This is a genomic window from Citrobacter sp. RHBSTW-01013 (assembly GCF_013781985.1).
In the GTDB taxonomy this organism is placed as follows: Bacteria; Pseudomonadota; Gammaproteobacteria; order Enterobacterales; family Enterobacteriaceae; genus Citrobacter; species Citrobacter braakii.
Genome location: NZ_CP056185.1, coordinates 764,804 through 790,805, shown reverse-complemented (window position 1 = coordinate 790,805; position 26,002 = coordinate 764,804). Strand labels below are relative to the sequence as shown.

23 protein-coding genes and 1 pseudogene are annotated in these 26,002 nt (G+C 53.4%); 12 read left to right on the top strand and 12 right to left on the bottom strand.

Annotated features, from left to right (window positions below):
- Nucleotides 1–735: a tol-pal system-associated acyl-CoA thioesterase gene (gene exbB, locus HV350_RS03910; RefSeq protein ID WP_016154502.1), complete on the bottom strand. Its 735-nt coding sequence runs from the start codon at nt 733–735 to the stop codon at nt 1–3.
- 250 nt (nt 736–985) lie between these two features.
- Here exbB and metC point away from each other — a divergent pair, with 250 nt between their 5' ends.
- Nucleotides 986–2,173 (top strand): cystathionine beta-lyase, encoded by a 1,188-nt coding sequence (metC, locus tag HV350_RS03905; protein WP_016157474.1) that lies wholly within the window; start codon nt 986–988, stop codon nt 2,171–2,173.
- A 131-nt stretch (nt 2,174–2,304) separates the two neighbouring features.
- On the top strand, nt 2,305–2,964 hold the full coding sequence (gene yghB, locus HV350_RS03900) for a DedA family general envelope maintenance protein YghB (protein ID WP_016154504.1): 660 nt from the start codon (nt 2,305–2,307) through the stop codon (nt 2,962–2,964).
- A 77-nt stretch (nt 2,965–3,041) separates the two neighbouring features.
- Here yghB and HV350_RS03895 read toward each other — a convergent pair whose 3' ends face one another.
- Nucleotides 3,042–3,941, bottom strand: coding sequence for an AraC family transcriptional regulator (locus tag HV350_RS03895; RefSeq protein WP_139081516.1), 900 nt, complete (start codon nt 3,939–3,941; stop codon nt 3,042–3,044).
- Nucleotides 3,942–4,134: 193 nt separating this feature from the next.
- Here HV350_RS03895 and yqhD point away from each other — a divergent pair, with 193 nt between their 5' ends.
- The 3 genes and pseudogenes from yqhD to HV350_RS03880 form a co-directional block, all read left to right on the top strand.
- Nucleotides 4,135–5,298 carry an alcohol dehydrogenase gene (yqhD, locus tag HV350_RS03890; RefSeq protein WP_003838168.1) on the top strand — a complete coding sequence of 388 codons (1,164 nt, stop codon included), beginning with the start codon at nt 4,135–4,137 and terminating at the stop codon, nt 5,296–5,298.
- A 306-nt stretch (nt 5,299–5,604) separates the two neighbouring features.
- Nucleotides 5,605–6,432, top strand: coding sequence for a 2,5-didehydrogluconate reductase DkgA (dkgA, locus tag HV350_RS03885; protein ID WP_016154506.1), 828 nt, complete (start codon nt 5,605–5,607; stop codon nt 6,430–6,432).
- 48 nt (nt 6,433–6,480) lie between these two features.
- Nucleotides 6,481–6,661: pseudogene (locus tag HV350_RS03880) on the top strand (hypothetical protein); the annotation flags it as partial.
- Between the two features lie 85 nt (nt 6,662–6,746).
- Here the strand turns inward: HV350_RS03880 and HV350_RS03875 are convergent.
- On the bottom strand, nt 6,747–8,918 hold the full coding sequence (locus HV350_RS03875; protein WP_003024532.1) for a YgiQ family radical SAM protein: 2,172 nt from the start codon (nt 8,916–8,918) through the stop codon (nt 6,747–6,749).
- A gap of 199 nt (nt 8,919–9,117) precedes the next feature.
- On the opposite strand from HV350_RS03875, the gene HV350_RS03870 reads away from it, so the two are divergent.
- Nucleotides 9,118–10,593, top strand: a complete 1,476-nt coding sequence (locus HV350_RS03870; RefSeq protein ID WP_181629813.1) for a TrkH family potassium uptake protein — start codon at nt 9,118–9,120, stop codon at nt 10,591–10,593.
- A 16-nt stretch (nt 10,594–10,609) separates the two neighbouring features.
- On the opposite strand, the gene ftsP is transcribed toward HV350_RS03870, so the two are convergent.
- The 4 genes from ftsP to HV350_RS03850 all read right to left on the bottom strand — a co-directional run bounded on the left by ftsP (nt 10,610) and on the right by HV350_RS03850 (nt 15,799).
- Nucleotides 10,610–12,022, bottom strand: coding sequence for a cell division protein FtsP (gene ftsP, locus HV350_RS03865; protein WP_016154508.1), 1,413 nt, complete (start codon nt 12,020–12,022; stop codon nt 10,610–10,612).
- A gap of 71 nt (nt 12,023–12,093) precedes the next feature.
- A complete protein-coding gene (gene plsC, locus HV350_RS03860) occupies nt 12,094–12,831 on the bottom strand; it encodes a 1-acylglycerol-3-phosphate O-acyltransferase (protein ID WP_016154509.1) in 738 nt (245 codons plus the stop codon).
- Nucleotides 12,832–13,026: 195 nt separating this feature from the next.
- Nucleotides 13,027–15,285, bottom strand: coding sequence for a DNA topoisomerase IV subunit A (gene parC / locus HV350_RS03855; RefSeq protein WP_181629810.1), 2,259 nt, complete (start codon nt 15,283–15,285; stop codon nt 13,027–13,029).
- A 118-nt stretch (nt 15,286–15,403) separates the two neighbouring features.
- On the bottom strand, nt 15,404–15,799 hold the full coding sequence (locus HV350_RS03850) for a YgiW/YdeI family stress tolerance OB fold protein (RefSeq protein ID WP_016154511.1): 396 nt from the start codon (nt 15,797–15,799) through the stop codon (nt 15,404–15,406).
- Between the two features lie 152 nt (nt 15,800–15,951).
- On the opposite strand from HV350_RS03850, the gene qseB reads away from it, so the two are divergent.
- The 4 genes from qseB to HV350_RS03830 all read left to right on the top strand — a co-directional run bounded on the left by qseB (nt 15,952) and on the right by HV350_RS03830 (nt 18,993).
- Nucleotides 15,952–16,611 (top strand): quorum sensing response regulator transcription factor QseB, encoded by a 660-nt coding sequence (gene qseB / locus HV350_RS03845; RefSeq protein WP_047499228.1) that lies wholly within the window; start codon nt 15,952–15,954, stop codon nt 16,609–16,611.
- Nucleotides 16,608–17,957 (top strand): quorum sensing histidine kinase QseC, encoded by a 1,350-nt coding sequence (gene qseC, locus HV350_RS03840; protein WP_181629808.1) that lies wholly within the window; start codon nt 16,608–16,610, stop codon nt 17,955–17,957. Before qseB ends, qseC begins: the two co-directional genes overlap by 4 nt.
- 109 nt (nt 17,958–18,066) lie before the next feature.
- Nucleotides 18,067–18,648, top strand: coding sequence for an NAD(P)H-dependent oxidoreductase (locus tag HV350_RS03835; protein ID WP_047358646.1), 582 nt, complete (start codon nt 18,067–18,069; stop codon nt 18,646–18,648).
- Between the two features lie 30 nt (nt 18,649–18,678).
- Nucleotides 18,679–18,993 (top strand): putative quinol monooxygenase, encoded by a 315-nt coding sequence (locus HV350_RS03830; RefSeq protein ID WP_016154515.1) that lies wholly within the window; start codon nt 18,679–18,681, stop codon nt 18,991–18,993.
- Nucleotides 18,994–19,093: 100 nt separating this feature from the next.
- Here the strand turns inward: HV350_RS03830 and parE are convergent, their stop codons facing one another.
- From parE to nudF, 5 genes are read right to left on the bottom strand one after another with little or no spacing between them, the layout of a single operon-like run.
- Nucleotides 19,094–20,986 carry a DNA topoisomerase IV subunit B gene (parE, locus tag HV350_RS03825; protein WP_046276169.1) on the bottom strand — a complete coding sequence of 631 codons (1,893 nt, stop codon included), beginning with the start codon at nt 20,984–20,986 and terminating at the stop codon, nt 19,094–19,096.
- Nucleotides 20,987–21,014: 28 nt separating this feature from the next.
- Entirely contained in the window at nt 21,015–21,596 is a 582-nt protein-coding gene (gene yqiA / locus HV350_RS03820) for an esterase YqiA (protein ID WP_003024575.1), read from the bottom strand.
- A complete protein-coding gene (gene cpdA, locus HV350_RS03815; RefSeq protein ID WP_149382360.1) occupies nt 21,596–22,423 on the bottom strand; it encodes a 3',5'-cyclic-AMP phosphodiesterase in 828 nt (275 codons plus the stop codon). The genes yqiA and cpdA overlap by 1 nt, the downstream gene beginning before the upstream one ends.
- A 24-nt stretch (nt 22,424–22,447) precedes the next feature.
- The gene (locus HV350_RS03810; RefSeq protein ID WP_003024582.1) at nt 22,448–22,870 is read right to left on the bottom strand and encodes a DUF1249 family protein; all 423 of its coding nucleotides are present in this window, start codon (nt 22,868–22,870) and stop codon (nt 22,448–22,450) included.
- Nucleotides 22,867–23,499: an ADP-ribose diphosphatase gene (gene nudF / locus HV350_RS03805; RefSeq protein WP_137351815.1), complete on the bottom strand. Its 633-nt coding sequence runs from the start codon at nt 23,497–23,499 to the stop codon at nt 22,867–22,869. The genes HV350_RS03810 and nudF overlap by 4 nt, the downstream gene beginning before the upstream one ends.
- 199 nt (nt 23,500–23,698) lie before the next feature.
- Here nudF and tolC point away from each other — a divergent pair, with 199 nt between their 5' ends.
- Complete coding sequence (gene tolC / locus HV350_RS03800) at nt 23,699–25,177, top strand: outer membrane channel protein TolC (RefSeq protein WP_137367411.1); 1,479 nt, start codon at nt 23,699–23,701, stop codon at nt 25,175–25,177.
- Nucleotides 25,178–25,324: 147 nt separating this feature from the next.
- The gene (locus HV350_RS03795; protein ID WP_181629806.1) at nt 25,325–26,002 is read left to right on the top strand and encodes a DUF1190 family protein; all 678 of its coding nucleotides are present in this window, start codon (nt 25,325–25,327) and stop codon (nt 26,000–26,002) included.

Here is a 26,002-nt window from a genome sequence, read left to right as displayed (position 1 = left end):
TTATCCTACACGTAATTTCTGCGCTGCACGTACCGGATGGGCAGAAGCGCTAGCGTTCAGGTCCAGATCGCGACTTTGCAGCAACAGCACCTGTGCCGCGACATCGCCCAGCATCGCTTTATAGCTGCCAATCTGACGTGCGAAAATGTTGTAGATAACGACCGCAGGAATTGCCGCGACCAGACCGATCGCCGTCGCTAACAGTGCTTCTGCGATACCCGGCGCAACAACGGCCAGGTTGGTCGTTTGGGTTTGTGCAATCCCGATGAAGCTATTCATGATGCCCCATACGGTACCGAACAGACCCACAAATGGAGAGATAGCCCCGATGGTGGCCAGGTAGCCGTTACCACGTCCCATATGACGACCTACCGCCGCCACACGACGCTCCAGACGAAAGCCGGTACGCTCTTTAATACCTTCGTTGTCGTCGCTGCCTTCTGACAATTCCAGTTCGTTCTGCGCTTCGTAAATCAACTGTGCGCCCAGGCTTTTGCCATCAAATCCTGCAGCAATCTCATTTGCCTGGTCTAAAGAGCGGGCGTCCGCCAGCAGTTGCTGTTCACGCTTAAGGCGGCGTTTCTGAGTAAAGAACTCAAGGCTCTTACTAAAGAAGATAGCCCAGGTGACCACTGATGCCAAAATCAGCCCAATCATCACGCACTTAACCACGATATCGGCGTGCTGATACATACCCCAGACGGAAAGATCCGTCTGCATCAAATTATTACCCACTCTGTATCTCCAGGACGCAAATCACAAAATCTGAGCGTAATGATATCAAAACGACGTCGAATTGATAGTCGTTCTCATTACTATTTACATATTGCCGCACCTTTGGTTTCTTTTCCTTGCGCTTACGCAGTAAAAAAGTCACCAGAAGCATTTTGAGATTATTTTCTACTGTATGACCGTTCTGCAGGATGCGTCATCTTTGATTCATGGTAGTTTAGACATCCAGACGTATAAAAACAGGTAAGACGACATGGCAGATAAGCAACTTGAAACCAAACTCGTTCACGCAGGACGCAGTAAAAAGTACACGCTGGGCGCGGTAAATAGCGTGATCCAGCGCGCTTCTTCGCTAGTGTTTGACACCGTAGAGGCCAAAAAGCAGGCTACGCACAACCGTGCTAACGGTGCGCTTTTCTATGGACGTCGCGGAACCCTGACGCATTTTTCCCTGCAGGAGGCAATGTGTGAACTGGAAGGCGGCGCGGGTTGTGCGTTATTCCCCTGCGGCGCGGCGGCCGTTGCCAACACCATCCTCGCCTTTGTGGAACAAGGGGATCATGTGCTGATGACCAACACCGCCTATGAACCCAGCCAGGATTTCTGCACCAAAATTCTCGGCAAACTCGGCGTGTCCACCGGATGGTTCGATCCGCTGGTTGGTGCCGATATAGTGAAGCACATACAGCCGAACACTAAAGTCGTATTTCTGGAATCTCCCGGCTCTGTCACCATGGAAGTACATGATGTTCCTGCTATTGTTGCCGCCGTCAGAAGCGTCGCGCCGGATGCGATCATCATAATTGATAACACTTGGGCTGCCGGGGTGCTGTTCAAAGCACTGGATTTTGGCATCGACATTTCTATTCAGGCTGGTACCAAATATCTGATTGGCCATTCCGACGCCATGGTCGGCACTGCGGTAGCTAATGCCCGTTGCTGGGATCAACTGCGCGAAAATGCCTATCTGATGGGGCAAATGCTGGACGCCGATACCGCCTATATGACCAGCCGCGGACTGCGTACGCTAAGCGTTCGCCTGCGCCAACATCATGAAAGCAGCTTAAAGGTCGCCGAGTGGCTGGCCAGCCATCCGCAGGTCGCCCGCGTGAACCACCCCGCGCTACCCGGCAGTAAAGGCCACGAATTCTGGAAGCGTGATTTCACCGGCAGCAGCGGACTGTTCTCATTTGTATTGAATAAGAAACTAAATCATGAAGAGCTGGCCGCGTATCTCGACCACTTCAGCCTGTTCAGCATGGCCTACTCCTGGGGCGGTTTTGAGTCGCTGATTCTCGCTAATCAGCCGGAACACATTGCGGCAATCCGTCCGCAAGGCGAGGTGGACTTCAGTGGAACGCTCATCCGTTTGCATATCGGTTTAGAGAATGTTGACGATCTGATTGCCGATTTGGCCGCAGGATTTGCCCGAATCGAGTAAAATTGCCATAGATGGACATATATGCAGACACTTCTGGTGGAAAAGTCTGCAATTGTTGCGTCCGGGATCAAGGCATCCCGGACAATTCAGGAGTACAATCCACACATAAACGCTGTTCCACAGGAAAGTCCATGGTAGTCATTCAAGATATTGTCTCCGCGCTTTGGCAACACGATTTTGCCGCGTTGGCGGATCCGCACGTTGTGAGCGTGGTGTACTTCGTAATGTTCGCCACACTGTTTTTAGAAAATGGCCTGCTGCCTGCCTCCTTTTTACCCGGAGACAGCCTGTTATTGCTGGCAGGGGCGCTGATCGCTCAGGACGTGATGAGTTTTATACCTACCATAGCTATTCTGACTGCCGCAGCCAGTCTGGGCTGCTGGCTGAGCTACATTCAGGGACGCTGGCTGGGCAACACGCGGACGGTAAAAGGCTGGCTGGCGCAATTACCTGATAAATATCATCAGCGCGCTACCTGCATGTTTGACCAACACGGGCTGATGGCACTGCTGGCTGGGCGTTTCCTGGCATTCGTTCGTACCTTGCTGCCAACAATGGCGGGAATTTCGGGCCTGCCAAACCGTCGGTTCCAGTTTTTTAACTGGCTGAGCGGTCTGCTGTGGGTCACCGTCGTCACCGGCTTTGGCTATGCGCTGAGCATGATCCCGTTCGTCAAACGCCATGAAGATCAGGTGATGACCTTTTTAATGATCCTGCCGATTGCCCTGTTAACCGCGGGTCTGTTGGGAACCCTGTTTGTCGTGATTAAAAAAAAATACTGTAGCGCCTGAGTATTAACCGTAGGCCGGGGTTCCCCCGGCATTTTCGCCTGATGACGTTTCGCTTATCAGGCCAGCGCTGAGCAAGTTTAACTCCCCTGCATCATTCGAATTCTGGCCGCATCCTCCCCCGGCGTTACGCCAAAGAAACGTTTGAATTCCCGACTGAATTGCGATGCGCTCTCATAGCCGACGCGCATGGCAGCCGCACTGGCCTTCATCCCATCGTGGATCATCATCATCCGTGCTTTATGCAGACGATAGCTCTTCAGATATTGCAGCGGCGACGTGCTGGTCACCGCTTTAAAATTATGATGAAACGCCGACACGCTCATGTTCGCTTCTGCCGCCAGCTGTTCGACATTGAGATTTTCGGTGTATTTGGTTTCAATGCGCTTCAGCACCCGGCTTATCAAACTGAAATGCGTCTGGCGACTGACCAGCGCCAGTAATGCGCCGCCGCGCGGCCCGGTCAGCACATGGTAGAGGATCTCGCGAATAATCTGTTTCCCCAGAATACGCGCATCCAGCGGTCGCTCCATCACATCCAGCAGGCGCTCAGCGGCGCACAGTATTTCGTCAGAAAGCGTCGCGGAGTTGATCCCGCTGGCCGCCATGGCGGGCTGGAACAGCTCATCTTCCCCAATGTCCATCAACAGCTCCTGCAATTGCAGAATATCGACATTCAGGTAGATACCGGCCAGGGGAACCTCCGGCGTTGCATACGTTTCACATTCAAAGGGTAGCGGTACGGTTAGCAACAGGTATTCGTTGGCGTCATAACGAAATACACGTTCATTGATATAACCAATTTTATGTCCCGAAAAGAGAAATATGATTCCTGGCTGATACATTACCGGTGTACGCGCTGCCGGCTCAGTGCCGTGCAGCAGGCGGACATCTGGCAGCAGTTCGCTGAGTTTATTTTCATTGTTTTTCAGCTGCTTAATTTTTTCTGTCAGCAGAAGGCAGATCTCATCACGGTTCATAGAGCACCATTTCATCATCGGTTTGCAACCCTGACATAATGCGCAGATTTATCCGTTTTCTCCAGCAGTCTGTAGAAATGGGCAAGACATCGGCAGAAATGAGCATTGAGAGCAGCGCGGCTGACGACCACAATGTTCATCATCCGGCAGACACTCTCCTGCCCTCTTTTTTACCCACATAAGGGAACGAGCAATGAACAACTTTAATCTCCATACCCCAACCCGCATTCTGTTTGGTAAAGGTGCGATTGCTGAGCTGCGCGATCAAATCCCTCAGGATGCTCGCGTATTGGTTACCTATGGCGGCGGTAGCGTGAAAAAAACCGGTGTCCTGGCACAGGTTCAGGATGCGCTGAAAGGCCTGGACGTGCTGGAGTTTGGCGGTATTGAGCCGAACCCGTCTTATGAAACGCTGATGAACGCGGTAAAAATCGTGCGTGATGAGAAAGTGACGTTCCTGCTGGCGGTAGGCGGCGGTTCGGTGCTGGATGGCACCAAATTCATCGCGGCTGCGGCACAATACGCTGACGGCATCGATCCATGGCGCATTCTGGAAACCCACGGCAACGACGTAACAAGCGCTATCCCGATGGGCTCCGTATTAACCCTGCCAGCGACCGGCTCTGAATCTAACTCCGGCGCGGTCATTTCGCGTAAAACCACCGGCGATAAGCTGGCCTTTATGACCCCATTTGTGCAGCCGGTATTCGCCGTACTGGATCCGGTTTACACCTATACCCTGCCGCCGCGTCAGGTTGCGAACGGCGTCGTAGATGCCTTCGTACATACCGTTGAGCAGTATGTGACTTATCCGGTAGACGGGAAAATTCAGGATCGCTTTGCTGAAGGTATTCTGCTTACGCTGGTAGAAGAAGGCCCGAAAGCATTGCAGGAGCCGGAAAATTACAACGTGCGTGCGAACGTTATGTGGGCGGCAACCCAGGCGCTGAACGGTCTGATTGGCGCAGGCGTACCACAAGACTGGGCAACGCATATGCTGGGCCACGAACTGACCGCAATGCACGGTCTGGATCATGCTCAAACATTGGCTATCGTTCTGCCAGCGCTGTGGAATGAAAAACGCGATACCAAACGTGCCAAACTGCTGCAATACGCAGAGCGTATCTGGAATATCACTGAAGGTTCCGATGACCAACGCATCGACGCCGCTATTGCCGCAACCCGCGCTTTCTTCGAACAAATGGGCGTACCGACTCGTCTGTCTGACTACGGCCTGGACGGTAGCTCCATCCCAGCGCTACTGGAAAAACTGCAAGCGCACGGCGGTACGAAACTGGGCGAACATCAGGACATTACGCTCGAGGTCAGCCGTCGGATTTACGAAGCTGCCCGCTAAGGTTTTTTCACCTCCGCCTTTCATTTTTGGGTATTTATATTCTAAATATTTCGAGTTGCATAAAGGCGGCAAAGGAGAGAATCCCCAGGAGCTTACATAAGTCAGTGACTGGGGGTGAAACGACAAACCTGCCGGGAGCAGATTTGAACGCTGCTTGCAGCGGCCTTGAAAGGACGAGGCCCATGGATGGGTCGAGTAATAAAGCCAACGCATATGCAGCTTGAAGTATGACGAGGATAGGCCAGACTTAAGTCACACCTAACTTACCGGGGCTTGCCTCGGTAAACTCAATTCAGGGGAGGAATTATGACCGGTCCAACCATTATTAAACTACAGGATGGTAACGTCATGCCGCAGCTGGGCCTGGGGGTCTGGAAGGCAAGTAACGAAGAGGTCATCACTGCCATTCATAAAGCGCTGGAAGTGGGGTATCGCTCAATTGATACCGCTGCGGCGTACAAAAACGAAGAAGGTGTCGGCAAAGCAATACGCGATGCGGGCGTACCGCGGGAAGAGTTATTCATCACCACCAAGCTATGGAATGATGACCAGAAACGCCCTCGGGAAGCCTTGCTCGAAAGCATGGAGAAACTCCAGCTCGATTACCTCGATCTTTATCTGATGCACTGGCCAGTGCCGGCGATCGACCACTACGTTGAAGCGTGGGAAAGCATGATCGATCTGCAAAAAGAAGGGCTGATTAAGAGCATCGGCGTGTGTAACTTTCAGATCAATCATCTCCAGCGACTGATGGATGAAACCGGCGTACCACCGGTGATTAACCAGATAGAACTTCATCCGCTTATGCAACAGCGCCAACTGCATGCCTGGAACGCAACGCATAAAATCCAGACCGAATCCTGGAGCCCGCTGGCGCAGGGCGGCAAAGACGTCTTTGATCAAAAGATCATCCGCGATCTCGCAGAGAAATATGGCAAATCACCGGCGCAGATTGTCATCCGCTGGCATCTGGATAGCGGCCTGGTGGTTATTCCGAAATCAGTCACCCCTGCGCGTATCGCAGAAAACTTTAACGTCTGGGACTTCCGCCTGGATAAAGATGAATTAGGCGAAATCGCAAAGCTCGATCAGGGCAAACGTCTGGGACCAGACCCGGACCAGTTCGGCGGTTAACCCCTTCTCTCCTGCCCGACCTCTCGTCGGGCCTTTACTGATTTGAATTTCGACGTAGACCACGTGCACAGCTAATTGAGTCCCATGCGATCTGCCCCACTGGAAGCCGATTGAATCGCAGCAGAACCAATTTTTCGAGCAGTATGAAGGATATCTGTCGTCACACGATCATGAACGGGCGGATGATGCAAAACTGGCCGCATTAGCGGCCAGAATTCGTGAGGCATAATTACTGAACACTTCCGCCAGATGGCACCTTATCCGGCCGACGGTCTTTCAGGCCCGGTAAACATTTCACTCCCGGGCAAGACAGATTAGCGCCCTGCTACTTTCCCACGTTTTTTGTTCGCGGCAGGCGTCTGGCGCTGATGCGCCACAGGCGTGTGCTTGGTCAACGCCGGACGGGTATGACGGTTCTGGCGACGCGCTTCGCGCATCTCTTCCAGCGTAGGCGCCGGAACCAGACATTCGCGACGACCACCGATCAGATGCTTTTTACCCATATCTTCCAGCGCCTGGCGGATTAACGGCCAGTTGGCTGGATCATGGTAACGCAGCAGCGCTTTATGCAGACGACGCTGTTTATCACCTTTCGGCACCACCACGTCTTCACTCTTGTAACCAATTTTACCCAGCGGGTTTTTCCCGGTGTAATACATGGTTGTGGAGTTCGCCAATGGTGATGGATAGAAGTTCTGCACCTGATCCAGACGGAAACGACGTTGCTTCAGCCACAGCGCCAGATTCACCATATCCTCGTCACGCGTCCCAGGATGCGCAGAAATAAAGTACGGGATCAGGTACTGCTCTTTACCGGCCTGTTTAGAGTAAGTGTCAAACAATTCCTTAAAGCGATCGTAGCTGCCCATCCCCGGCTTCATCATCTTCGACAGCGGGCCTTCTTCAGTATGCTCTGGCGCAATCTTCAGATAGCCGCCCACGTGGTGGGTCGCCAGCTCTTTGATATAGCGCGGATCTTCAACCGCGATGTCATAGCGCACACCTGAAGCGATAAGGATCTTTTTAATGCCTTTCAAATCACGCGCACGGCGATAGAGGTTAATCGTCGGCTCGTGGTTGGTATCCATATGCGGACAGATATCCGGGTAGACGCATGACAAACGACGGCAGGTTTGCTCCGCACGCGGTGACTTACAGCGCAGCATATACATGTTCGCCGTTGGGCCGCCGAGATCGGAAATCACGCCGGTAAAGCCCGGAACGGTGTCGCGAATAGCTTCGATTTCATTGATGATCGAGTCTTCAGAGCGGCTCTGGATAATGCGGCCTTCGTGCTCGGTGATCGAACAGAACGAGCAGCCGCCAAAACAGCCACGCATAATGTTGATCGAGAAACGGATCATCTCGTAGGCCGGAATGCGGCTGTCGCCATACGCCGGATGCGGCACGCGCTTGTACGGCAGCGCAAAGACGCTGTCCATTTCTTCGGTAGAGAGCGGAATGGCTGGCGGGTTGATCCAGATGTAGCGATCGCCATGCTTTTGCATCAGCGCACGCGCACAGCCTGGGTTGGTTTCGTGGTGCAGGATACGCGACGCATGTGCATACAGCACTTTATCGCCCTTCACTTTTTCGAAGGACGGCAGCAGCACGTAGGTTTTTTCCCACGGTTTCGGGCGCGGCGGCTGTACGGTTACCGCTTTCGCTTCCTGCTTTTTCGGTGCGACAGGTTTGTTGTCGGCACACGGCAAATCCTCGCCGTACGGATGCGGGATCGGGTCAATTTTGCCCGGCGTGTCGAGACGCGTGGAATCCACCCCACTCCAGCCCGGCAGCGCTTCTTTAACCATAATCGCGGTGTTACGCACGTCGCGGATCTGATCGATAGTTTCACCCATCGCCAGACGATGCGCCACTTCCACCAGCGGACGTTCGCCGTTACCGAACATCAGCATGTCGGCTTTTGAATCCACCAGCACGGAGCGACGAACGGTATCAGACCAGTAGTCGTAGTGCGCGGTACGGCGCAGGCTGGCCTCAATACCGCCGAGAATAACCGGCACATCTTTCCATGCTTCCTTACAGCGCTGGGTATAGACCAGCGTCGCGCGGTCCGGGCGTTTGCCCGCCACGTTGTCTGGCGTATAAGCATCGTCATGGCGCAGTCGGCGATCGGCGGTATAACGGTTGATCATCGAATCCATGTTGCCTGCGGTTACACCAAAGAACAGGTTCGGTTTACCCAAACGCATAAAATCGTCTTTGTTGTTCCACTCCGGCTGGGCGATAATCCCAACACGAAAGCCCTGCGCTTCCAGCATACGGCCGCAAATTGCCATGCCAAAGCTGGGATGATCGACGTATGCATCGCCGGTAACCAGAATGATGTCGCAGCTATCCCAGCCAAGTTGGTCCATTTCGTCGCGTGACATCGGCAAAAATGGTGCCGGGCCAAAACAGGCAGCCCAGTACTGCGGCCAGGAGAAAAGGTCTCTGTCCGGCTGGATCAGGGATATTGCGCTCATAGTGCTTCCAAAAATGGTAAAAAAATAATCAAAGGCCGGGGATTATACGCTGTATGTCGGCAAGAAATGAAGTGGAGTCTGAGTCAGACAAGTAGAAAGTGATTTAAATTGTTAAATTTTACGACGCCCATTTTTATCATTCATAATTAACACCATGCCGGCCAGCTGAGATAACTCTTTTTCGGCGGGGGATTTTTCATTGCGACTCAACGATTCACTGCATATTTCCCAGTTACGGGTAGTTGTTCACCTGTGCGGATTTCTGGTTCTTCTCTACAGCTTCTCCATGCTGCCGCCGATGGCCATTGCTCTGTTAAATAAAGAGCGGAGCTTTTTCGCCTTTTTCAGCACATTTATGACGTTCTTTACCCTCGGCGGTGGAGCGTGGCTGGCAACCAAACATGCAGGAATTCAACTACGAACCCGGGATGGCTTCGTCATTATCGTCCTGTTCTGGCTGCTGTTTTCGTTTATCAGCGCCATGCCGATGTGGATGGACGATGGCTTAAATCTCTCCTTTGCCGATGCCCTGTTCGAAGGGGTTTCCGGGATAACCACCACTGGCGCTACGGTGATTGACGACATCAGCGCCTTGCCGAAATCGTATCTGTACTATCGGGCTCAGCTCAATTTTATTGGCGGCCTGGGGGTTATTGTCCTTGCCGTGGCGGTATTACCCCTGCTGGGTATTGGTGGTATGAAGCTGTATCAGTCTGAAATGCCAGGTCCCTTTAAAGAAGAACGCCTCACGCCAAGGCTTGCTGATACCGCACGTACGCTGTGGCTGACCTACGTCATTCTCGGCCTTATTTGTACTCTGGCCTACTGGGTTGCCGGGATGTCGTTTTTCGATGCCTTATGCCACGGGCTGTCGACGGTCTCTCTCGGCGGATTTTCCACCCGTAGTGAGAGCATCGGTTTTTATAACAGCCACGCTATTGAGTTAGTCGCCGGACTGTTTTCACTGCTGTCTGCGTTTAACTTCACCCTCTGGTACGTAGCTATTGTGAAACGTACCTTTAAGCCCTTTCGTCGTAATGCCGAGCTGCGTTTCTTTCTGCTTATTGCGCTGGTTGTCACCTTGATCGCCACCTGGCAGGTCTGGCGGGCGGGTATGTACGGGATAACGGACAGCCTGGTGCATGCCTTTTTTCTGGCCAGTTCGATGCTGACAGATAATGGCCTGTCGACGGCGGATTATGCGCAGTGGCCTTCGCACACGATATTCATGCTGCTCAGCGCCAGTTTCTTCGGCGGTTGTGTCGGCTCGACCTGCGGGGGGATTAAGGTGCTGCGTTTTTTGATTATGTTCAAGCAATGCCGTCAGGAGTTACACCAGCTCGCGCATCCTCGCGCCCTGCTGAATATCAAAGTGGGCAATAACGTAGTAAGCGACCGAGTAGTGCGTTCGGTATGGAGCTTTTTCTTTCTCTACGTTTTATTTACCAGCTTTTTTATCTGGGCGCTCAATCTGATGGGCTACGATCTCTTCTCCTCATTCGCCACCGTTGCCGCCAGCATCAATAACATGGGGCTGGGATTTGGCATCACCGCAACGACGTTTGGCACCTTAAACGAGGAGGCAAAATTTCTGATGTGCGCGGCCATGATCATGGGGCGTCTGGAGATTTACCCCATTCTGATCCTGTTCTCGCGCATGTTCTGGCGGGCGTAACGGAAACTCCGGCGCATTACGGCGCCGGGTTCACCAACATCTGTCCGATCGAGCCACGATCCGCCATTTCCAGCGTCTGACTGTTAAAATAGAACGGGAAATGAGCCCAGGAAGGTTGTCCGTAGTAGACCAGTAATTCAACCTGGCCGTCGACCCAGACGGTATCTTTCCAGCCCCGGTCTTCCGGGAACGGCATTGCGCCATTCACATTACGGATCAGGAACGAGACGCCTTCGATATGGAAAGACTGAGGCATATCCGCTCGTACCGTCCAGCGCTCCCAGGAGCCCTGCTGAGCGGTAATATCCATGCGGTTGACGTCCCACAGCTGACCGTTGATGCCGGGATCGTCATCCAGACTGATATCACGGCTGCGAATCGGTGAACCACTGAGGATTTCCGTTGGCAGCAGGCGCATTGGCAGACTGTCGGTCACCAGCGGCAGGAGACCGGTCGGGCGCAGCGTCAATACCAGCGTGGAGATGAGAATACTGGAAGGCTCAAAGAATCCGCGGATCCTGTCGACAATGCTGGCCGCCTCACCACAGGTGATAGAGACCTCATTTCCGTTAGTCATATCCACCAGGATCTCACGGCGCTCGCCAGGCGCCAGCGAGAGCTGCTTCACCGAAACGGGCGCAGGTAAAAAGCCCTGATCGCTGGAAATCACATGCAGCGCGCGGCCATCGCTCATTTGCAACTGGTAACGACGCGAGTTTGAAGCGTTCAGCAAACGCAAACGCACCCAGCCGCGAGAGACTTCGACATACGGGCTTTGCGCCCCGTTGACCAGCAGCGTATCACCGACAAAACCACCGCTGCCGGGTTCGCTGTATTCCGGCGTACCAAAGTTGTCCAGACGCTTGTCCTGGATAATGATCGGAAAATCATCCACGCCGTAGTGGTTGGGAATAGACAGTGATTTACTCACTTCATCTTCAATCAGCCACATTCCGGCAAGACCGTTATAAACCTGCTGGGCAGTACGATTTGGCGTATTGGCGTGATACCACAGCGTAGCGGCATTCTGACGAATCGGCAGCACTGGTGCCCAGTCTGCATTAGGGGACATCATGCGCGCCGGGCCGCCCATCAGCGGACCTGGCACCTGTAATCCAGCGACAGTCATCGAGACATTTTCAGTCAGACGGTTGCTGTAGATAAGTTTGACGTCATCCCCTTTCCAGACGCGGATCGTCGGTCCCAGGTAGCGACCGTTAATCCCCCAGACAGGTGCGCGCGTGCCTTGCGTGAAGGACCAGTGGGCGCGTTGCAGCGTCATAAATAACGGCTGCCCCCGACGGGACTCCAGCAGCGGAGGTACGGGTAACGGTTGTTGCTGACCGGCAGCATTAGCCTTCAGCGGAACAGCACCTGCACACAGTGCGATCCCCGATGCCTGAATGAACTGACGCCGACTGAATGACATATAAACTCCATGAAAAACTGGCGATTAACACGCAGGAAATCTTTTCCTGTAACAAACCCGAATTGCGCGGATTAAACCTTACCGGCGGCTTCCCGCTCAGCAACTTCTTTATCGAGTTCTGCGATTTTTTGTTCCATCAGCGTACGGCAATGCGCTGCCAGTTCACGAACCTGATCTTTCCCAAAATGGCTAATATCTACCGGTGGCAACATCTCTACAATCGCCAGACCATTATTGAGTCGGTTGAGTTTTATCTTGTTCGAGGTAGTTGAAACGCACACCGGAATAACCGGGACACCCGCCGCAATCGCCGCATGAAACGCGCCGGTTTTAAACGGCAGCAGACCGCGACCACGGCTGCGCGTTCCTTCCGGGAACATCCAGATAGAAATACGACGTTTTTTGAAATGATTCACCACCGCCGCAATGGTGCTGTGCGCTTTGGTACGGTTGTTTCTGTCAATCAGCAGGTTGCCGGTTAACCAGTACAGCAGCCCGAAGAATGGGATCCACAACAGGCTTTTTTTGCCTACTGTCACCGTCGGCGGCTGAACGATATTCGCAGCGGTAACCATGTCATAGTTGTTCTGATGATTACAAATATAGATAGCATTACCATAGTTCTGCGCGTCTGCCGGCATGCGGCACTCAACCTTCAGGCCATAAAGGGGAGCCAGGCGGCCAAACATATGACCGAACGTTGCGACGTGTTTTGGATTTCGTGGGCTGAACAAACAGTATATGCAACCGAAAATACAGACCAGAACGCAGTAAATAACAGTAATGATTAAACGAAAAATATATAGCATAACAACCTCTGAGGCCTAAGAGCCTGGCATTTTACGTCACCTGATTCATCACGCAGTATCAGGTTAGGGCTTTGTTAAGGGCGGCTCTCTGGAAAAGCGTATTGTTAATCGCAACGCACGAATAAACAACGGTTTCACGGGAATTTTTAACCTTGGCTCTCCCCGGGCTAAAACAGGGAGAGCCGGACGGTAGCGTTATTCTTCGCTGTCGCCGTGACTGGCGCGTCGAGGCGAGTCAATGTCAATGCGATCGATACGCTGCAGACCACGCATTAGCGTACCGCGACGGCCACGCTCGCCGGTCACTTTCTGCAACTCTTCAGGACGCAGTTTAATTTTGCGCTTACCGACGTGGATAGTCAGCGTGCTTTGTGTCGGCAGCACGTAGAGCTGCGCCAGGCCATCTTCGCCTTTCGCCGCTTCCGCTGAAGGGATATTGATAATCTTGTTCCCTTTGCCTTTTGACAATTGCGGCAAATCGCTTACCGGGAACATCAACATGCGACCGGCCTGGGTGATTGCCAGCAGCATATCGGTTTCATCTTCAATCACAACCGGCGGCATAACGCGCGAATTTTCTGGCAGCGTAATCAATGCCTTACCAGCACGGTTACGAGCTACCAGGTCGTTAAAGGTGCAGACAAAACCGTAACCCGCATCGGATGCCATCAGCAGTTTCTGATCGTCGCCTTCCATCAGCATGTGCTCAACCGTCGCGCCCGGCGGCAGCGTGAGCTTCCCGGTCAGCGGTTCACCCTGTCCACGCGCCGACGGCAGCGTAATCGGGTCGATGGCGTAGCTGCGTCCGGTCGAGTCCACGAACACCACCGGCTGGTTGCTCTTACCCTTCACCGCAGACTTAAAGCTGTCGCCCGCTTTATAGCTTAATCCCGGCGCATCAATGTCGTGGCCTTTCGCGCTACGCACCCAACCACTCTGGGACAGCACAATGGTCACTGGCTCTGACGGCAGCATGTCGTGCTCGCTCATCGCCTTCGCTTCTTCACGTTCCTGCAGCGGAGAGCGGCGTTCGTCGCCATAGGCCTCGGCATCAGCCTGCAGCTCTTTCTTCAGCAGGTTGCTCATTTTACGCTCGGAAGCCAGAATGCCTTGCAGCTGATCGCGCTCTTTCGCCAGCTCATCCTGCTCGCCGCGGATTTTCATCTCTTCGAGTTTGGCAAGGTGGCGCAATTTCAGCTCAAGAATGGCTTCAGCCTGGGTTTCAGAAATGCCAAACCGCGACATCAGCTCGGGCTTAGGTTCATCCTCATGACGAATAATTTCGATCACTTCGTCAATGTTGAGGAACGCCACCAGCAAACCTTCAAGGATATGCAGACGTTTAAGCACTTTTTCCAGACGATAGTTCAGGCGACGACGTACGGTATCGCGGCGAAACGCCAGCCATTCGGTGAGGATCTCCAGCAGATTTTTCACCGCTGGACGACCATCAAGACCGATCATATTCAGATTGATGCGGTAGCTTTTTTCCAGATCGGTGGTGGCAAACAGGTGGTTCATCACCTGCTCCATATCCACACGATTGGAGCGCGGGACAATCACCAGACGGGTCGGGTTTTCGTGATCCGATTCGTCGCGCAGGTCGTCTACCATCGGCAGCTTTTTATTGCGCATTTGAGCGGCGATCTGCTCCAGCACTTTTGCCCCGGAAACCTGATGCGGCAGTGCGGAAATCACCACCGCGCCGTCTTCTTTCGTCCATACCGCACGCATACGTACGGAGCCACGTCCGTTTTCGTAAATCTTACGAATCTCTGCCCGCGAGGTAATGATCTCCGCTTCGGTCGGGTAATCCGGCCCCTGCACGATGTCCAGCAACTGATCCAACGTCGTTTTCGGTTGCTCAATCAGGGTAATCGCCGCTTTCGCCACTTCACGCAGGTTATGCGGCGGAATGTCCGTCGCCATACCAACGGCAATACCGGTCGTGCCGTTCAACAGAATATTTGGCAGACGCGCAGGCAGCATCTTCGGCTCCTGCATGGTGCCGTCGAAGTTTGGCACCCAGTCCGACGTTCCCTGGCCGAGTTCACCCAGCAGAACTTCCGCATATTTAGACAGGCGGGATTCGGTATAACGCATCGCCGCGAAGGATTTCGGATCGTCCGGCGCCCCCCAGTTCCCCTGCCCGTCAACCAGCGGATAGCGGTAAGAGAACGGCTGCGCCATCAGCACCATCGCTTCATAACAAGCGCTGTCGCCGTGTGGGTGGTATTTACCCAGTACGTCACCGACGGTACGGGCGGATTTTTTAAATTTGGCGCTGGCATTCAGCCCTAGTTCGGACATCGCGTACACGATGCGACGCTGAACGGGTTTCAAACCATCGCCAATAAACGGCAACGCCCTGTCCATGATGACGTACATGGAGTAGTTCAGATAGGCGGTTTCCGTGAATTCATGCAGCGCCAGGCGCTCTGCCATATCGCTCATTAATCGTGGTTCCTCAACTTTGTACCCCTCTATTGAAGGGCAATATTGCCGCAGATACTACCCTATCTGGCGTGTTGAGTCACAAAGAAAAGGGCCACGAGTGCGGCCCTGATGGGGATTATTTGGCAACTTTGGTAATCTGTTTCACGTCGATTTCAACGGAGTTCCAGTCTTTATCCACTTCACCCTGGATTTCAACCACATCCTGCGGTGTGACGGTTACGCCGTTCCAGCGCTTGTGGTCGATATCCACATTCACCGTGCCGGTCGCATCTTTAAACACATACAGGTCGTCGGAAATACGCTCAACGATGTTCCCGCGCAGGGTAACCCAAGTGTCATCACGCAGTGATTTGGCGCTTTCTACCGTCGCGCTGCTACCATTCGGGCCGACAAATCCGCCATTTTGGCTTTGCGTGGTGGTTGTCGGTCCAGAGAAACCGCCCTGCTGCGCTGCCAGAACAGGTGCGGAACACAGTGCCATTACGGCAACCATTGCAGCTAATTTTTTCATCGTCATGTCTCCCTTTCATTTTGGTTTACGACTATTAAATAAGTTAATCCTTAACAAGTTCTTAAGGCAAAAAAAGATACTTTTTTTGCTGTACAGAGGCTGTAGTCACAAGGTTTACTGACGCTAATGAGAGCGGCTGCAGGGAAGAACATATGCGTATTTTACTGATCGAAGATGACACATTGATCGGCGACGGCCTGAAAACAGGTCTGAGTAAAATGGGTTTCAGCATCGACTGGTTTACCGAGGGTCGCCAGGGGAAAGAAGCGCTCTACAGCGCCCCTTATGATGCGGTGATCCTCGACCTGACGCTGCCAGGCATCGACGGACGGGACATCTTGCGCGAATGGCGAGCCAACGGGAAGCAGGAGCCAGTGCTGATTCTGACCGCTCGCGACGCGCTGGCGGAACGCGTTGAGGGTCTGCGTCTCGGCGCGGATGACTATCTGTGCAAACCCTTTGCGCTGATCGAAGTTGCCGCCAGACTGGAGGCGCTGGTGCGCCGTGCCAGCGGCCAGGCGAGCAACATATTGCGCCATGGTCAGGTGACGCTCGATCCCGGCGCGCTGGTTGCCACGGCGGCAGATGAGCCTTTGTCTCTCAAACCCAAAGAGTTCGCTCTACTGGAGCTGCTGATGCGCAATAAGGGTCGCGTCCTGCCCCGCAAACTGATTGAAGAAAAACTGTATACCTGGGACGAAACCGTCTCCAGCAATGCGATTGAGGTACACGTCCATCACTTACGCCGTAAGCTCGGCAGCGACTTTATCCGTACCGTGCATGGCATTGGCTACACCCTGGGTGACGCATGAAACTCACACAACGCCTCAGCCTGCGCGTCAGGCTAACGCTTATTTTTCTGATTCTGGCATCAGCGACCTGGGCCGTTTCGAGCTTTGTAGCCTGGAAGCAGACCACCGATAATGTCGATGAGCTGTTTGATACCCAACTGATGTTGTTCGCCAAGCGGCTCAGCACGCTGGATATCAGCGACGTCACCACCTCAAGCAATATGGCTCGCACGCCGAAGAAGCTCAAACACGGCCATATTGATGACGACGCGCTGACGTTTGCCATCTTCACCATCGACGGCAAAATGGTATTGCACGATGGCGACAACGGCCAGGATATTCCCTACAGCTACACCCGCGAAGGCTTTACCGATGGCCAACTCAAGGGGGACAACGACGCATGGCGTTTTCTGTGGCTGAATTCCGCTGACGGCAAATACCGCATTGTGGTAGGCCAGGAGTGGGAGTATCGAGAGGATATGGCGCTGTCGATCGTCACCGCCCAGTTAACACCGTGGTTGATTGCGCTGCCGCTGATGTTGCTAATCCTGGTGGTCATGATTAGCCGTGAACTCAGGCCGCTAAAAAAACTGGCGCAGGCTCTGCGCTGGCGCTCACCGGAATCGGAGGAGCCGCTCGATCCGAAAGGTGTGCCAAGCGAAGTACGCCCGTTAGTTGAATCGCTCAATCAGTTGTTTACCCGCACCCATTCCATGATGGTCCGCGAACGGCGTTTCACTTCTGATGCTGCCCACGAGCTGCGCAGCCCGTTGACCGCGCTGAAAGTACAAACGGAAGTGGTGCAACTGTCAGACGACGACACGCAAACGCGGGAAAAAGCGCTGGTACAGTTGCATGCGGGAATTGAACGCGCCACCCGGCTGGTCGATCAGTTACTGACGCTTTCACGCCTCGACTCCCTCGACAATCTTCAGGATGTGGCGGAAATCTCGCTGGAGGAGCTTTTGCAATCCGCGGTGATGGATATCTACCATTCGGCCCAGCAGGCGCATATCGACGTGCGTTTGCAGATTAACGCGCACAACATCATGCGCACTGGACAGCCGCTGTTGCTGAGCCTGATGGTACGAAATCTGCTGGATAATGCGATCCGCTACAGCCCGCGGGGTAGCATTGTGGAAGTGACGCTCAACGCCCGTAATTTTAGCGTCAAGGATAATGGTCCTGGCGTTGCGCCAGAGGTCCTGACGCACATCGGGGAACGCTTTTATCGTCCACCGGGACAAAGCGTGACCGGCAGCGGTCTCGGCCTATCGATTGTCCGCCGTATCGCAATATTGCATGGAATGTCAGCCTCGTTTGGCAACGCTCCGCAAGGTGGCTTTGAAGCGAAGGTCAGTTGGTAATTGCGTTATTATTGCTCAAATAGCAAAAGACTTTGCACATTTTGCTAATTTCACCGCGTCGCTGGTAGGGGTAAAATCGTCTTCAAACGTATTTCCCTGAGGACACAAAATGAGCAACATTCTGATTATCAATGGTGCGAAAAAATTCGCCCACTCCAACGGTCAGTTAAACGACACCCTGACCGAGGTCGCGGATGGCCTTCTGCGCGACCTCGGGCATGATGTTAAAATCGTGCGCGCCGACAGCGACTATGACATTTCTGATGAAGTACAGAACTTCGTCTGGGCCGATGTGGTTATCTGGCAAATGCCTGGCTGGTGGATGGGTGCGCCGTGGACCGTGAAAAAATACATTGATGACGTGTTTACCGAAGGTCACGGTACGCTGTACGCCAGCGATGGTCGCACGCGTTCAGATGCGTCTAAAAAATACGGCTCCGGTGGGCTGATTCAGGGCAAAAAATACATGCTGTCACTGACCTGGAACGCACCGATGGAAGCTTTTACTGAAAAAGATCAGTTCTTCCATGGCGTTGGCGTTGATGGCGTTTATCTCCCGTTCCATAAAGCAAACCAGTTCCTGGGAATGGAAGCGCTGCCGACCTTTATCACCAATGACGTGATTAAAATGCCGGACGTCCCGCGTTATATCGCAGAATATCGCAAGCATCTGAACGAAATTTTTGGTTAACTGGTAACCTGGAATTAGAAGGAGTTAACCATGCTTACCGTTATTGCAGAAATCCGTACACGTCCAGGTCAACATCACCGCCAAGCGGTACTGGATCAATTCGCTAAAATCGTTCCAACCGTACTGAAAGAAGAAGGTTGCCACGGCTACGCGCCGATGGTCGATCATGCTGCTGGCGTCAGTTTTCAGACCACAGCCCCGGACTCAATCGTGATGGTTGAACAGTGGGAAAGCATTGCGCATCTTGAAGCGCATTTGCAGACACCGCATATGAAAGCCTATAGCGAAGCCGTGAAAGGCGACGTGCTGGACATGAGTATTCGTATTCTGGAGTCTGGCATTTAAGATTGTCGATTTGCCGGATAACGCCATAAACAGACGTATCCGGCTTATATTGCAATCCTCAGGCCTGGTAAGCCCAGCGCCATCCGGCATTCACGGTCAATTACCCTTCGAGATCCGCCAGGTCGCCTTTCTCCTGCAACCAGTTACGGCGATCTTCAGAACGCTTCTTGGCCAGCAGCATATCCATCATTGCGTTGGTACGCTGATCGTCTTCGTCCTCGATGATGAGCTGCACCAGGCGGCGGGTGTTCGGATCCAGCGTGGTTTCGCGCAGCTGCATCGGGTTCATTTCACCCAGACCTTTAAAGCGCTGCACATTCGGCTTGCCTTTCTTGCGTTTTAACTGCTCCAGCACGCCCGCTTTCTCTTCTTCCGTCAGCGCGTAATACACCTCTTTACCGAGGTCGATACGGTATAACGGCGGCAGCGCCACATAGACGTGACCGTGTTTCACCAGCGTACGGAAGTGTTTCACAAACAGCGCGCACAGCAGCGTGGCGATATGCAAACCATCGGAGTCCGCATCCGCCAGAATACAGATCTTACCGTAGCGCAGCTGGCTCAGATCATCACTGTCCGGATCGATGCCGATCGCCACCGAAATATCGTGAACTTCCTGCGAAGCCAACACTTCATCGGAAGAGACTTCCCAGGTGTTGAGGATCTTACCTTTCAGCGGCATGATCGCCTGATATTCACGATCGCGCGCCTGTTTAGCCGATCCGCCCGCCGAGTCACCTTCGACGAGAAACAGTTCGGTGCGATTAAGATCCTGTGCGGTACAGTCCGCCAGTTTCCCCGGCAACGCCGGACCGCTGGTCAACTTTTTACGCACCACTTTTTTCGCCGCACGCAGACGACGCTGGGCGCTGGAAATCGCCATCTCAGCTAGCAGTTCGGCTGATTGCACGTTCTGGTTCAGCCACAGGCTGAAAGCATCTTTCACCACGCCAGAGACGAATGCCGCGCACTGCCGCGAAGAGAGGCGCTCTTTGGTTTGTCCGGCAAACTGCGGATCCTGCATTTTTACTGACAGCACGTAAGCACAGCGATCCCAGATATCTTCCGCCGACAGCTTCACGCCGCGCGGCAGAATATTGCGATATTCACAGAACTCGCGCATTGCATCCAGCAGACCCTGGCGCAGGCCGTTAACGTGCGTACCGCCCTGCATGGTTGGGATCAGGTTCACATAGCTTTCAGTCAGCAGCTCGCCGCCTTCCGGCAGCCAGAGCAGCGCCCAGTCCACGGTTTCTGTTTCACCGCTGAAATTACCGATAAACGGTTTTTCCGGCAGCGTCGGCAGGCCATTCACCGCTTCGCTCAGATAGTCATTCAGGCCATCCTGGTAGCACCAGCGCTGTTCACTGTTATTGACCTCGTCCTTAAAGGTGATCTCAACACCAGGGCACAGCACCGCTTTGGCTTTCAGTACGTGCGTTAAGCGCGAAACGGAAAAACGCGGGCTGTCAAAGAAGCTTTCATCCGGCCAGAAGTGCACGCTGGTTCCGGTATTGCGTTTACCGCAGGTACCGACAACCTGTAAATCTTGCACCTTATCGCCGTTCTCAAACGCGATGTTGTACACCTGCCCGTCGCGGCGCACATTCACTTCCACACGCTTCGACAGGGCGTTGACCACGGAGATCCCCACCCCATGTAAACCACCAGAGAACTGATAGTTTTTGTTGGAGAACTTACCGCCTGCGTGCAGACGACAGAGGATCAGCTCTACCGCCGGAACGCCCTCTTCAGGGTGAATGTCTACCGGCATGCCGCGGCCATCATCAATAACTTCCAGAGACTGGTCGGCATGTAAAATCACGTCCACGCGTTTTGCGTGGCCCGCCAGTGCTTCATCCACACTGTTATCAATCACTTCCTGTCCAAGATGGTTCGGACGGGTTGTATCGGTGTACATCCCCGGGCGACGGCGTACCGGCTCAAGCCCAGTGAGTACCTCAATGGCATCAGCGTTATAAGTTTGCGTCATGGTTTAAATAAGCAATTCGAATTGATCGTCAGAAACTGTGCAGTCCAAGGAAATCGACAATCGGGTTGAAATAATCTTCGAAGCCCGTGAATGCGTGGTTTCCGCCCTCAATAACTGTCTGGCGGCAGGAGGCGTAATACGCCACCGCCTGGCGGTAGTCCAACACTTCATCGCCCGTTTGTTGAAGCAGCCAGATCAAATCCGGCGCTTCCAGCGGGTCAATCTGCATGACTTTAAGATCGTAAATATGGCGTGACTCTAGCACATATTGCTGCCCCGTGTAGGGGTTCTCGTTTTGACCGAGATAGTCGACCAGCAGTTCATAAGGTCGGACAGCAGGGTTCACCACCACCGCGGGCAGCATAAAACATTGCGACAGCCAGGTGGCGTAATAGCCTCCTAGCGAGGAACCGACAATTCCCAGCGACTCTCCGCCATGTTCGAGAATGATCGATTCCAGCATCTCTGCGGCCTGGGCCGGATACGGTGGCAACTGGGGTACGATCATCTCAACGTGCGGATGATGCTCCGCCAGCCAGTTTTTCAGCAAACATGCCTTCGCCGAACGAGGAGAACTATTAAATCCGTGAAGATAAAGAAGCGTAGACATCAGTAGCCTTCTGAAGCGGTATCAGGGTGGAACCGATTACCCTGCAGACGGCGTACCTGCGTCTGCAACGTCCCGTCAGCAAAAAGCTCCAGCGTCCGCCAGCCTGGGCTGATGGTATCTAGCGTGAAGTTGGAACAGTGTGGCTTAAACTGCACACAGGTCGACGGCGTCGCCAGCAGGCGGCGTCCGTTCCAGTCCAAATCCAGTTCCTGATGAATATGCCCACACAACAAATACTTGGCACGAGGATAATTCACCAGCACGTTATCCAGCTCTGCGGCATTACGCAGGCTATGCTGATCGAGCCAGCTACAACCTGCTGGCAGAGGATGATGATGCAGAAGCAGCAAAGTATTGCGCTCAGGCGCATCGGCAAGTTTACGTTCCAGCCATTCGAGCTGAAATTCGCTTAATTCACCGTGGGGAACGCCGAACACCTGGCTGTCCAGCAACAGGATTTGCCACTGTTCACCAATAAAGACGCGTTTAGCGGGTGAGATCCCCGCGTCCTGTAGCGCGCTGTACATTGCCGGCTGAAAATCGTGATTGCCCGGTAGCCAAACGCAGGGCGCACGAAAGCTTGCGATGCCCTCAGCAAAATGCTGATAGGCCGCAGAGGATTGGTCCTGCGCCAAATCACCAGTCGCGACGATCAGATCGTATTCAGGCGACTCTGCATGTATTGCATCCAGTACGGATTGATAGCTGTCCCAGGTGTTTACACCCAGCAGCGTTTCATGCTTTTCGGCAAACAGGTGAGTGTCTGTAATTTGTAAGATCCTGACTCTGGCCTCACCAGCCAAAGGAAGGGTTAACAGGCTTTCCAAATGGTGTCCTTAGGTTTCACGACGCTAATAAACCGGAATCGCCATCGCTCCATGTGCTAAACAGTACCGTAACCAGTCGGCCAGAAACTGATTAATTTGATGCTTTTCGTCGCGTTGATGCAACTTTTTATTTGGATAATCATACCGCGCTTTGAAGCGAAAGATCTGCTGACTCGAACACACTTCGGCCACCCTCGCGTCATGATACAGGCGGACTGTCAATGACGGCAGGCTCCAGTAAGTGACCGCGGGTGCCGTTTGTTCGATCGCGACAAGCGTAGTGTATCGGGTCGATTCAACGATCGTTAACCGATATTGTGCGTTTGCTACCTGATAGCTCACTGTTTCACCGGCTGCATCATTACGTGGCAGCAGGCGGCGCAATTGCGAATAGTTGGTTTCGCACAGGCGCATCATTTCAGGGAAGTCAGGTGTGTAACGCTTCATTTTTTCCACTCAGTTTTTAACTCTTGATAGTGCAGCTGTAACCATTGCAAGGCGATGACAGAAGCCGCGTTGTCGATTTTCCCCTCTTCAACCCATTGATAAGCCTCCTCCCGGCTCACCACATGAACACGAATATCTTCGTTTTCATCAGCCAGACCGTGGATCCCGCTCGCGGTCGTGGCGTCCACTTCGCCAACTAAAATAGACAGGCGCTCACTGGTGCCGCCAGGGCTTGCCAGATAGCTCAGAACGGGCTTCGTACGTTTAACTTCCAGCCCGGCCTCTTCCATCGCTTCACGACGAGCCACATCCTCAACGGTTTCGCCCTCTTCAATCATTCCGGCCACCATTTCCAGGAGCCACGGGCTTTCGCTGGTATCAAACGCTGCGATACGGATCTGCTCGACCAAAACAACTTCGTCCCGCTCAGGGTCAAAGGGTAGCAAGACTGCCGCGTGTCCGCGCTCAAAAATTTCGCGCTTTACCTCACCGCTCATACCGCCGTTAAACAGGCGATGGCGGAACCGATAAAGATCCAGTGAAAAAAAACCGCGGTATAGCGTTTCTCGTGCAATAATTTCTACATCATTTTTAGTGAAAGTCATTGGCAAGTTGTCTGGTTTACGCATTGTGCTGTCCTGAAACCAATAGTGATTAAAATGTGAATTTCAAGGTCGTTTGACTGATGTTTGAACGCCCTTGTGTTAAATTGATGCAAATTAACGCCGTATGGCACGTAACGCCAACTTTTTGAAGTGGCGGATTCTGCTAGAATCAGCAAATATTTTTACAATTTGATCAGCGCTAAATACTGCTTCACAACAAGGAATGCAAATGAAGAAATTGCTCCCCATCCTTATCGGCCTGAGCCTGTCGGGGTTCACTACTTTGAGCCAGGCTGAAAACCTGATGCAGGTTTATCAGCAAGCACGCCTGAGCAACCCGGAATTGCGTAAATCCGCCGCCGATCGCGATGCTGCATTCGAAAAAATTAACGAAGCGCGTAGCCCATTACTGCCGCAACTAGGTTTAGGTGCCGATTACACCTACAGCAATGGCTACCGTGATGCAAATGGCGTCAACTCCAACGCAACCAGCGCGTCATTACAATTGACTCAGACGCTGTTCGACATGTCTAAATGGCGTGCCCTGACGCTGCAAGAAAAAGCAGCAGGCATCCAGGACGTAACGTATCAGACCGATCAGCAAACGCTGATCCTGAATACCGCTACCGCTTATTTTAACGTACTGAACGCGATTGACGTGCTGTCTTACACTCAGGCACAGAAAGATGCGGTCTATCGTCAGTTAGATCAGACCACACAGCGTTTTAACGTTGGCCTGGTCGCCATCACTGACGTACAGAACGCCCGTTCACAATACGACACCGTGCTGGCGAACGAAGTGACCGCGCGTAACAATCTGGACAACGCGGTAGAACAGCTGCGCCAGGTGACCGGTAACTACTACCCCGAACTGGCTTCGCTGAACGTTGATGGCTTTAAAACCAACAAACCGCAGGCGGTGAACGCGCTGCTGAAAGAAGCAGAAAACCGCAACCTCTCATTATTGCAGGCGCGTTTGAGCCAGGATCTGGCGCGTGAACAGATTCGTCTGGCGCAGGATGGTCACTTACCAACGCTGGGTTTGACCGCCTCTACCGGCGTTTCTGACACCTCCTACAGCGGGTCGAAAACCAACACCTCCCAGTACGACGACAGCAACATGGGCCAGAACAAAATTGGTCTGAACTTCTCGCTGCCGCTGTACCAGGGTGGGATGGTTAACTCGCAGGTGAAACAAGCGCAGTACAACTTTGTTGGCGCGAGCGAACAACTGGAAAGCGCGCACCGCAGCGTGGTGCAAACCGTGCGTTCTTCGTTCAACAACATTAATGCTTCTATCAGTAGCATTAACGCGTACAAACAAGCGGTTGTCTCTGCCCAAAGCTCTTTAGATGCGATGGAAGCAGGCTATTCCGTAGGTACCCGTACCATCGTGGATGTGTTGGATGCCACCACCACGCTGTACAACGCCAAGCAGCAACTGGCGAATGCGCGTTATACCTATCTTATTAACCAGCTTAACGTCAAATCTGCGCTCGGTACGCTGAACGAGCAGGATCTGGTGGCGCTGAATAATACGCTGGGTAAACCGATCCCGACTTCTCCGGATAACGTAGCGCCGCAAAATCCGCAGCAAGATGCCGCTGTGAATGACTTTAACAGCAACGGCAATATGCCTGCTGCTCAACCAACGGCTGCACGTTCAACCAGCAGCAACGGTAACAACCCGTTCCGTAACTGATGCTGATGACGGGGCTTCGGCCCCGTCTGAACGTAAGGCAACGTAAAGATCCGCCCCTTCTTCCGCATTCTCGCCTCTTCCCGCTTCAATTTCGACCAGTCATCCTCTATTCTGAGCAGAGTTACCACTGGGTCCTGGAAGACATAAATGAAACGGACAAAATCTATACATCACGCCTCGTTCCGCAAAAGCTGGAGCGCGCGCCACCTGACTCCTGTCGCTCTGGCAGTTACCGCTGTTTTTATGCTCGCGGGCTGTGAAAAGAGTGACGAAACGGTTTCGCTTTATCAGAACGCGGACGACTGCTCTGCAGCTAATCCGGGTAAAAGCGCCGAATGTACCACCGCGTTTAACAATGCGCTGAAAGAAGCTGAACGCACCGCGCCAAAATACGCCACTCGCGAAGACTGTATCGCTGAATTCGGCGAAGGCCAGTGCCAACAGGCACCTGCACAAGCGGGCATGACGCCGACCGGTGAAGGCCAGGCTCAGGCGCAGAATCAAAGCAGCGGCAGCTTCTGGATGCCGCTAATGGCAGGCTATATGATGGGCCGCATGATGGGTGGCGGTATGGGCGCTCAGCAGCCGCTGTTCAGCTCGAAAAATCCGGCCAGCCCGGCATACGGCAAATATACGGATGCCGGCGGCAAAAATTACGGCGCCGCAACGCCGGGTCGCACCATGACCGTACCGAAAACCGCCATGGCGCCGAAACCGGCTACCACCTCTACCGTAACCCGCGGTGGATTTGGCGAATCTGTGGCTAAACAGAGCACCATGCAGCGTAGCGCAAGCGGTACTACCACACGTTCAATGGGCGGCTGA

Coding starts and splice junctions, on each gene's coding strand:
- metC (WP_016157474.1), top strand. CDS start 986: ATGGCAGATAAGCAACTTGAAACCAAACTCGTTCACGCAGGACGCAGT.
- yghB (WP_016154504.1), top strand. CDS start 2,305: ATGGTAGTCATTCAAGATATTGTCTCCGCGCTTTGGCAACACGATTTT.
- HV350_RS03895 (WP_139081516.1), bottom strand. CDS start 3,941: ATGAACCGTGATGAGATCTGCCTTCTGCTGACAGAAAAAATTAAGCAG.
- yqhD (WP_003838168.1), top strand. CDS start 4,135: ATGAACAACTTTAATCTCCATACCCCAACCCGCATTCTGTTTGGTAAA.
- dkgA (WP_016154506.1), top strand. CDS start 5,605: ATGACCGGTCCAACCATTATTAAACTACAGGATGGTAACGTCATGCCG.
- HV350_RS03875 (WP_003024532.1), bottom strand. CDS start 8,918: ATGAGCGCAATATCCCTGATCCAGCCGGACAGAGACCTTTTCTCCTGG.
- ftsP (WP_016154508.1), bottom strand. CDS start 12,022: ATGTCATTCAGTCGGCGTCAGTTCATTCAGGCATCGGGGATCGCACTG.
- plsC (WP_016154509.1), bottom strand. CDS start 12,831: ATGCTATATATTTTTCGTTTAATCATTACTGTTATTTACTGCGTTCTG.
- parC (WP_181629810.1), bottom strand. CDS start 15,285: ATGAGCGATATGGCAGAGCGCCTGGCGCTGCATGAATTCACGGAAACC.
- HV350_RS03850 (WP_016154511.1), bottom strand. CDS start 15,799: ATGAAAAAATTAGCTGCAATGGTTGCCGTAATGGCACTGTGTTCCGCA.
- qseB (WP_047499228.1), top strand. CDS start 15,952: ATGCGTATTTTACTGATCGAAGATGACACATTGATCGGCGACGGCCTG.
- qseC (WP_181629808.1), top strand. CDS start 16,608: ATGAAACTCACACAACGCCTCAGCCTGCGCGTCAGGCTAACGCTTATT.
- HV350_RS03835 (WP_047358646.1), top strand. CDS start 18,067: ATGAGCAACATTCTGATTATCAATGGTGCGAAAAAATTCGCCCACTCC.
- HV350_RS03830 (WP_016154515.1), top strand. CDS start 18,679: ATGCTTACCGTTATTGCAGAAATCCGTACACGTCCAGGTCAACATCAC.
- parE (WP_046276169.1), bottom strand. CDS start 20,986: ATGACGCAAACTTATAACGCTGATGCCATTGAGGTACTCACTGGGCTT.
- yqiA (WP_003024575.1), bottom strand. CDS start 21,596: ATGTCTACGCTTCTTTATCTTCACGGATTTAATAGTTCTCCTCGTTCG.
- HV350_RS03810 (WP_003024582.1), bottom strand. CDS start 22,870: ATGAAGCGTTACACACCTGACTTCCCTGAAATGATGCGCCTGTGCGAA.
- nudF (WP_137351815.1), bottom strand. CDS start 23,499: ATGCGTAAACCAGACAACTTGCCAATGACTTTCACTAAAAATGATGTA.
- tolC (WP_137367411.1), top strand. CDS start 23,699: ATGCAAATGAAGAAATTGCTCCCCATCCTTATCGGCCTGAGCCTGTCG.
- HV350_RS03795 (WP_181629806.1), top strand. CDS start 25,325: ATGAAACGGACAAAATCTATACATCACGCCTCGTTCCGCAAAAGCTGG.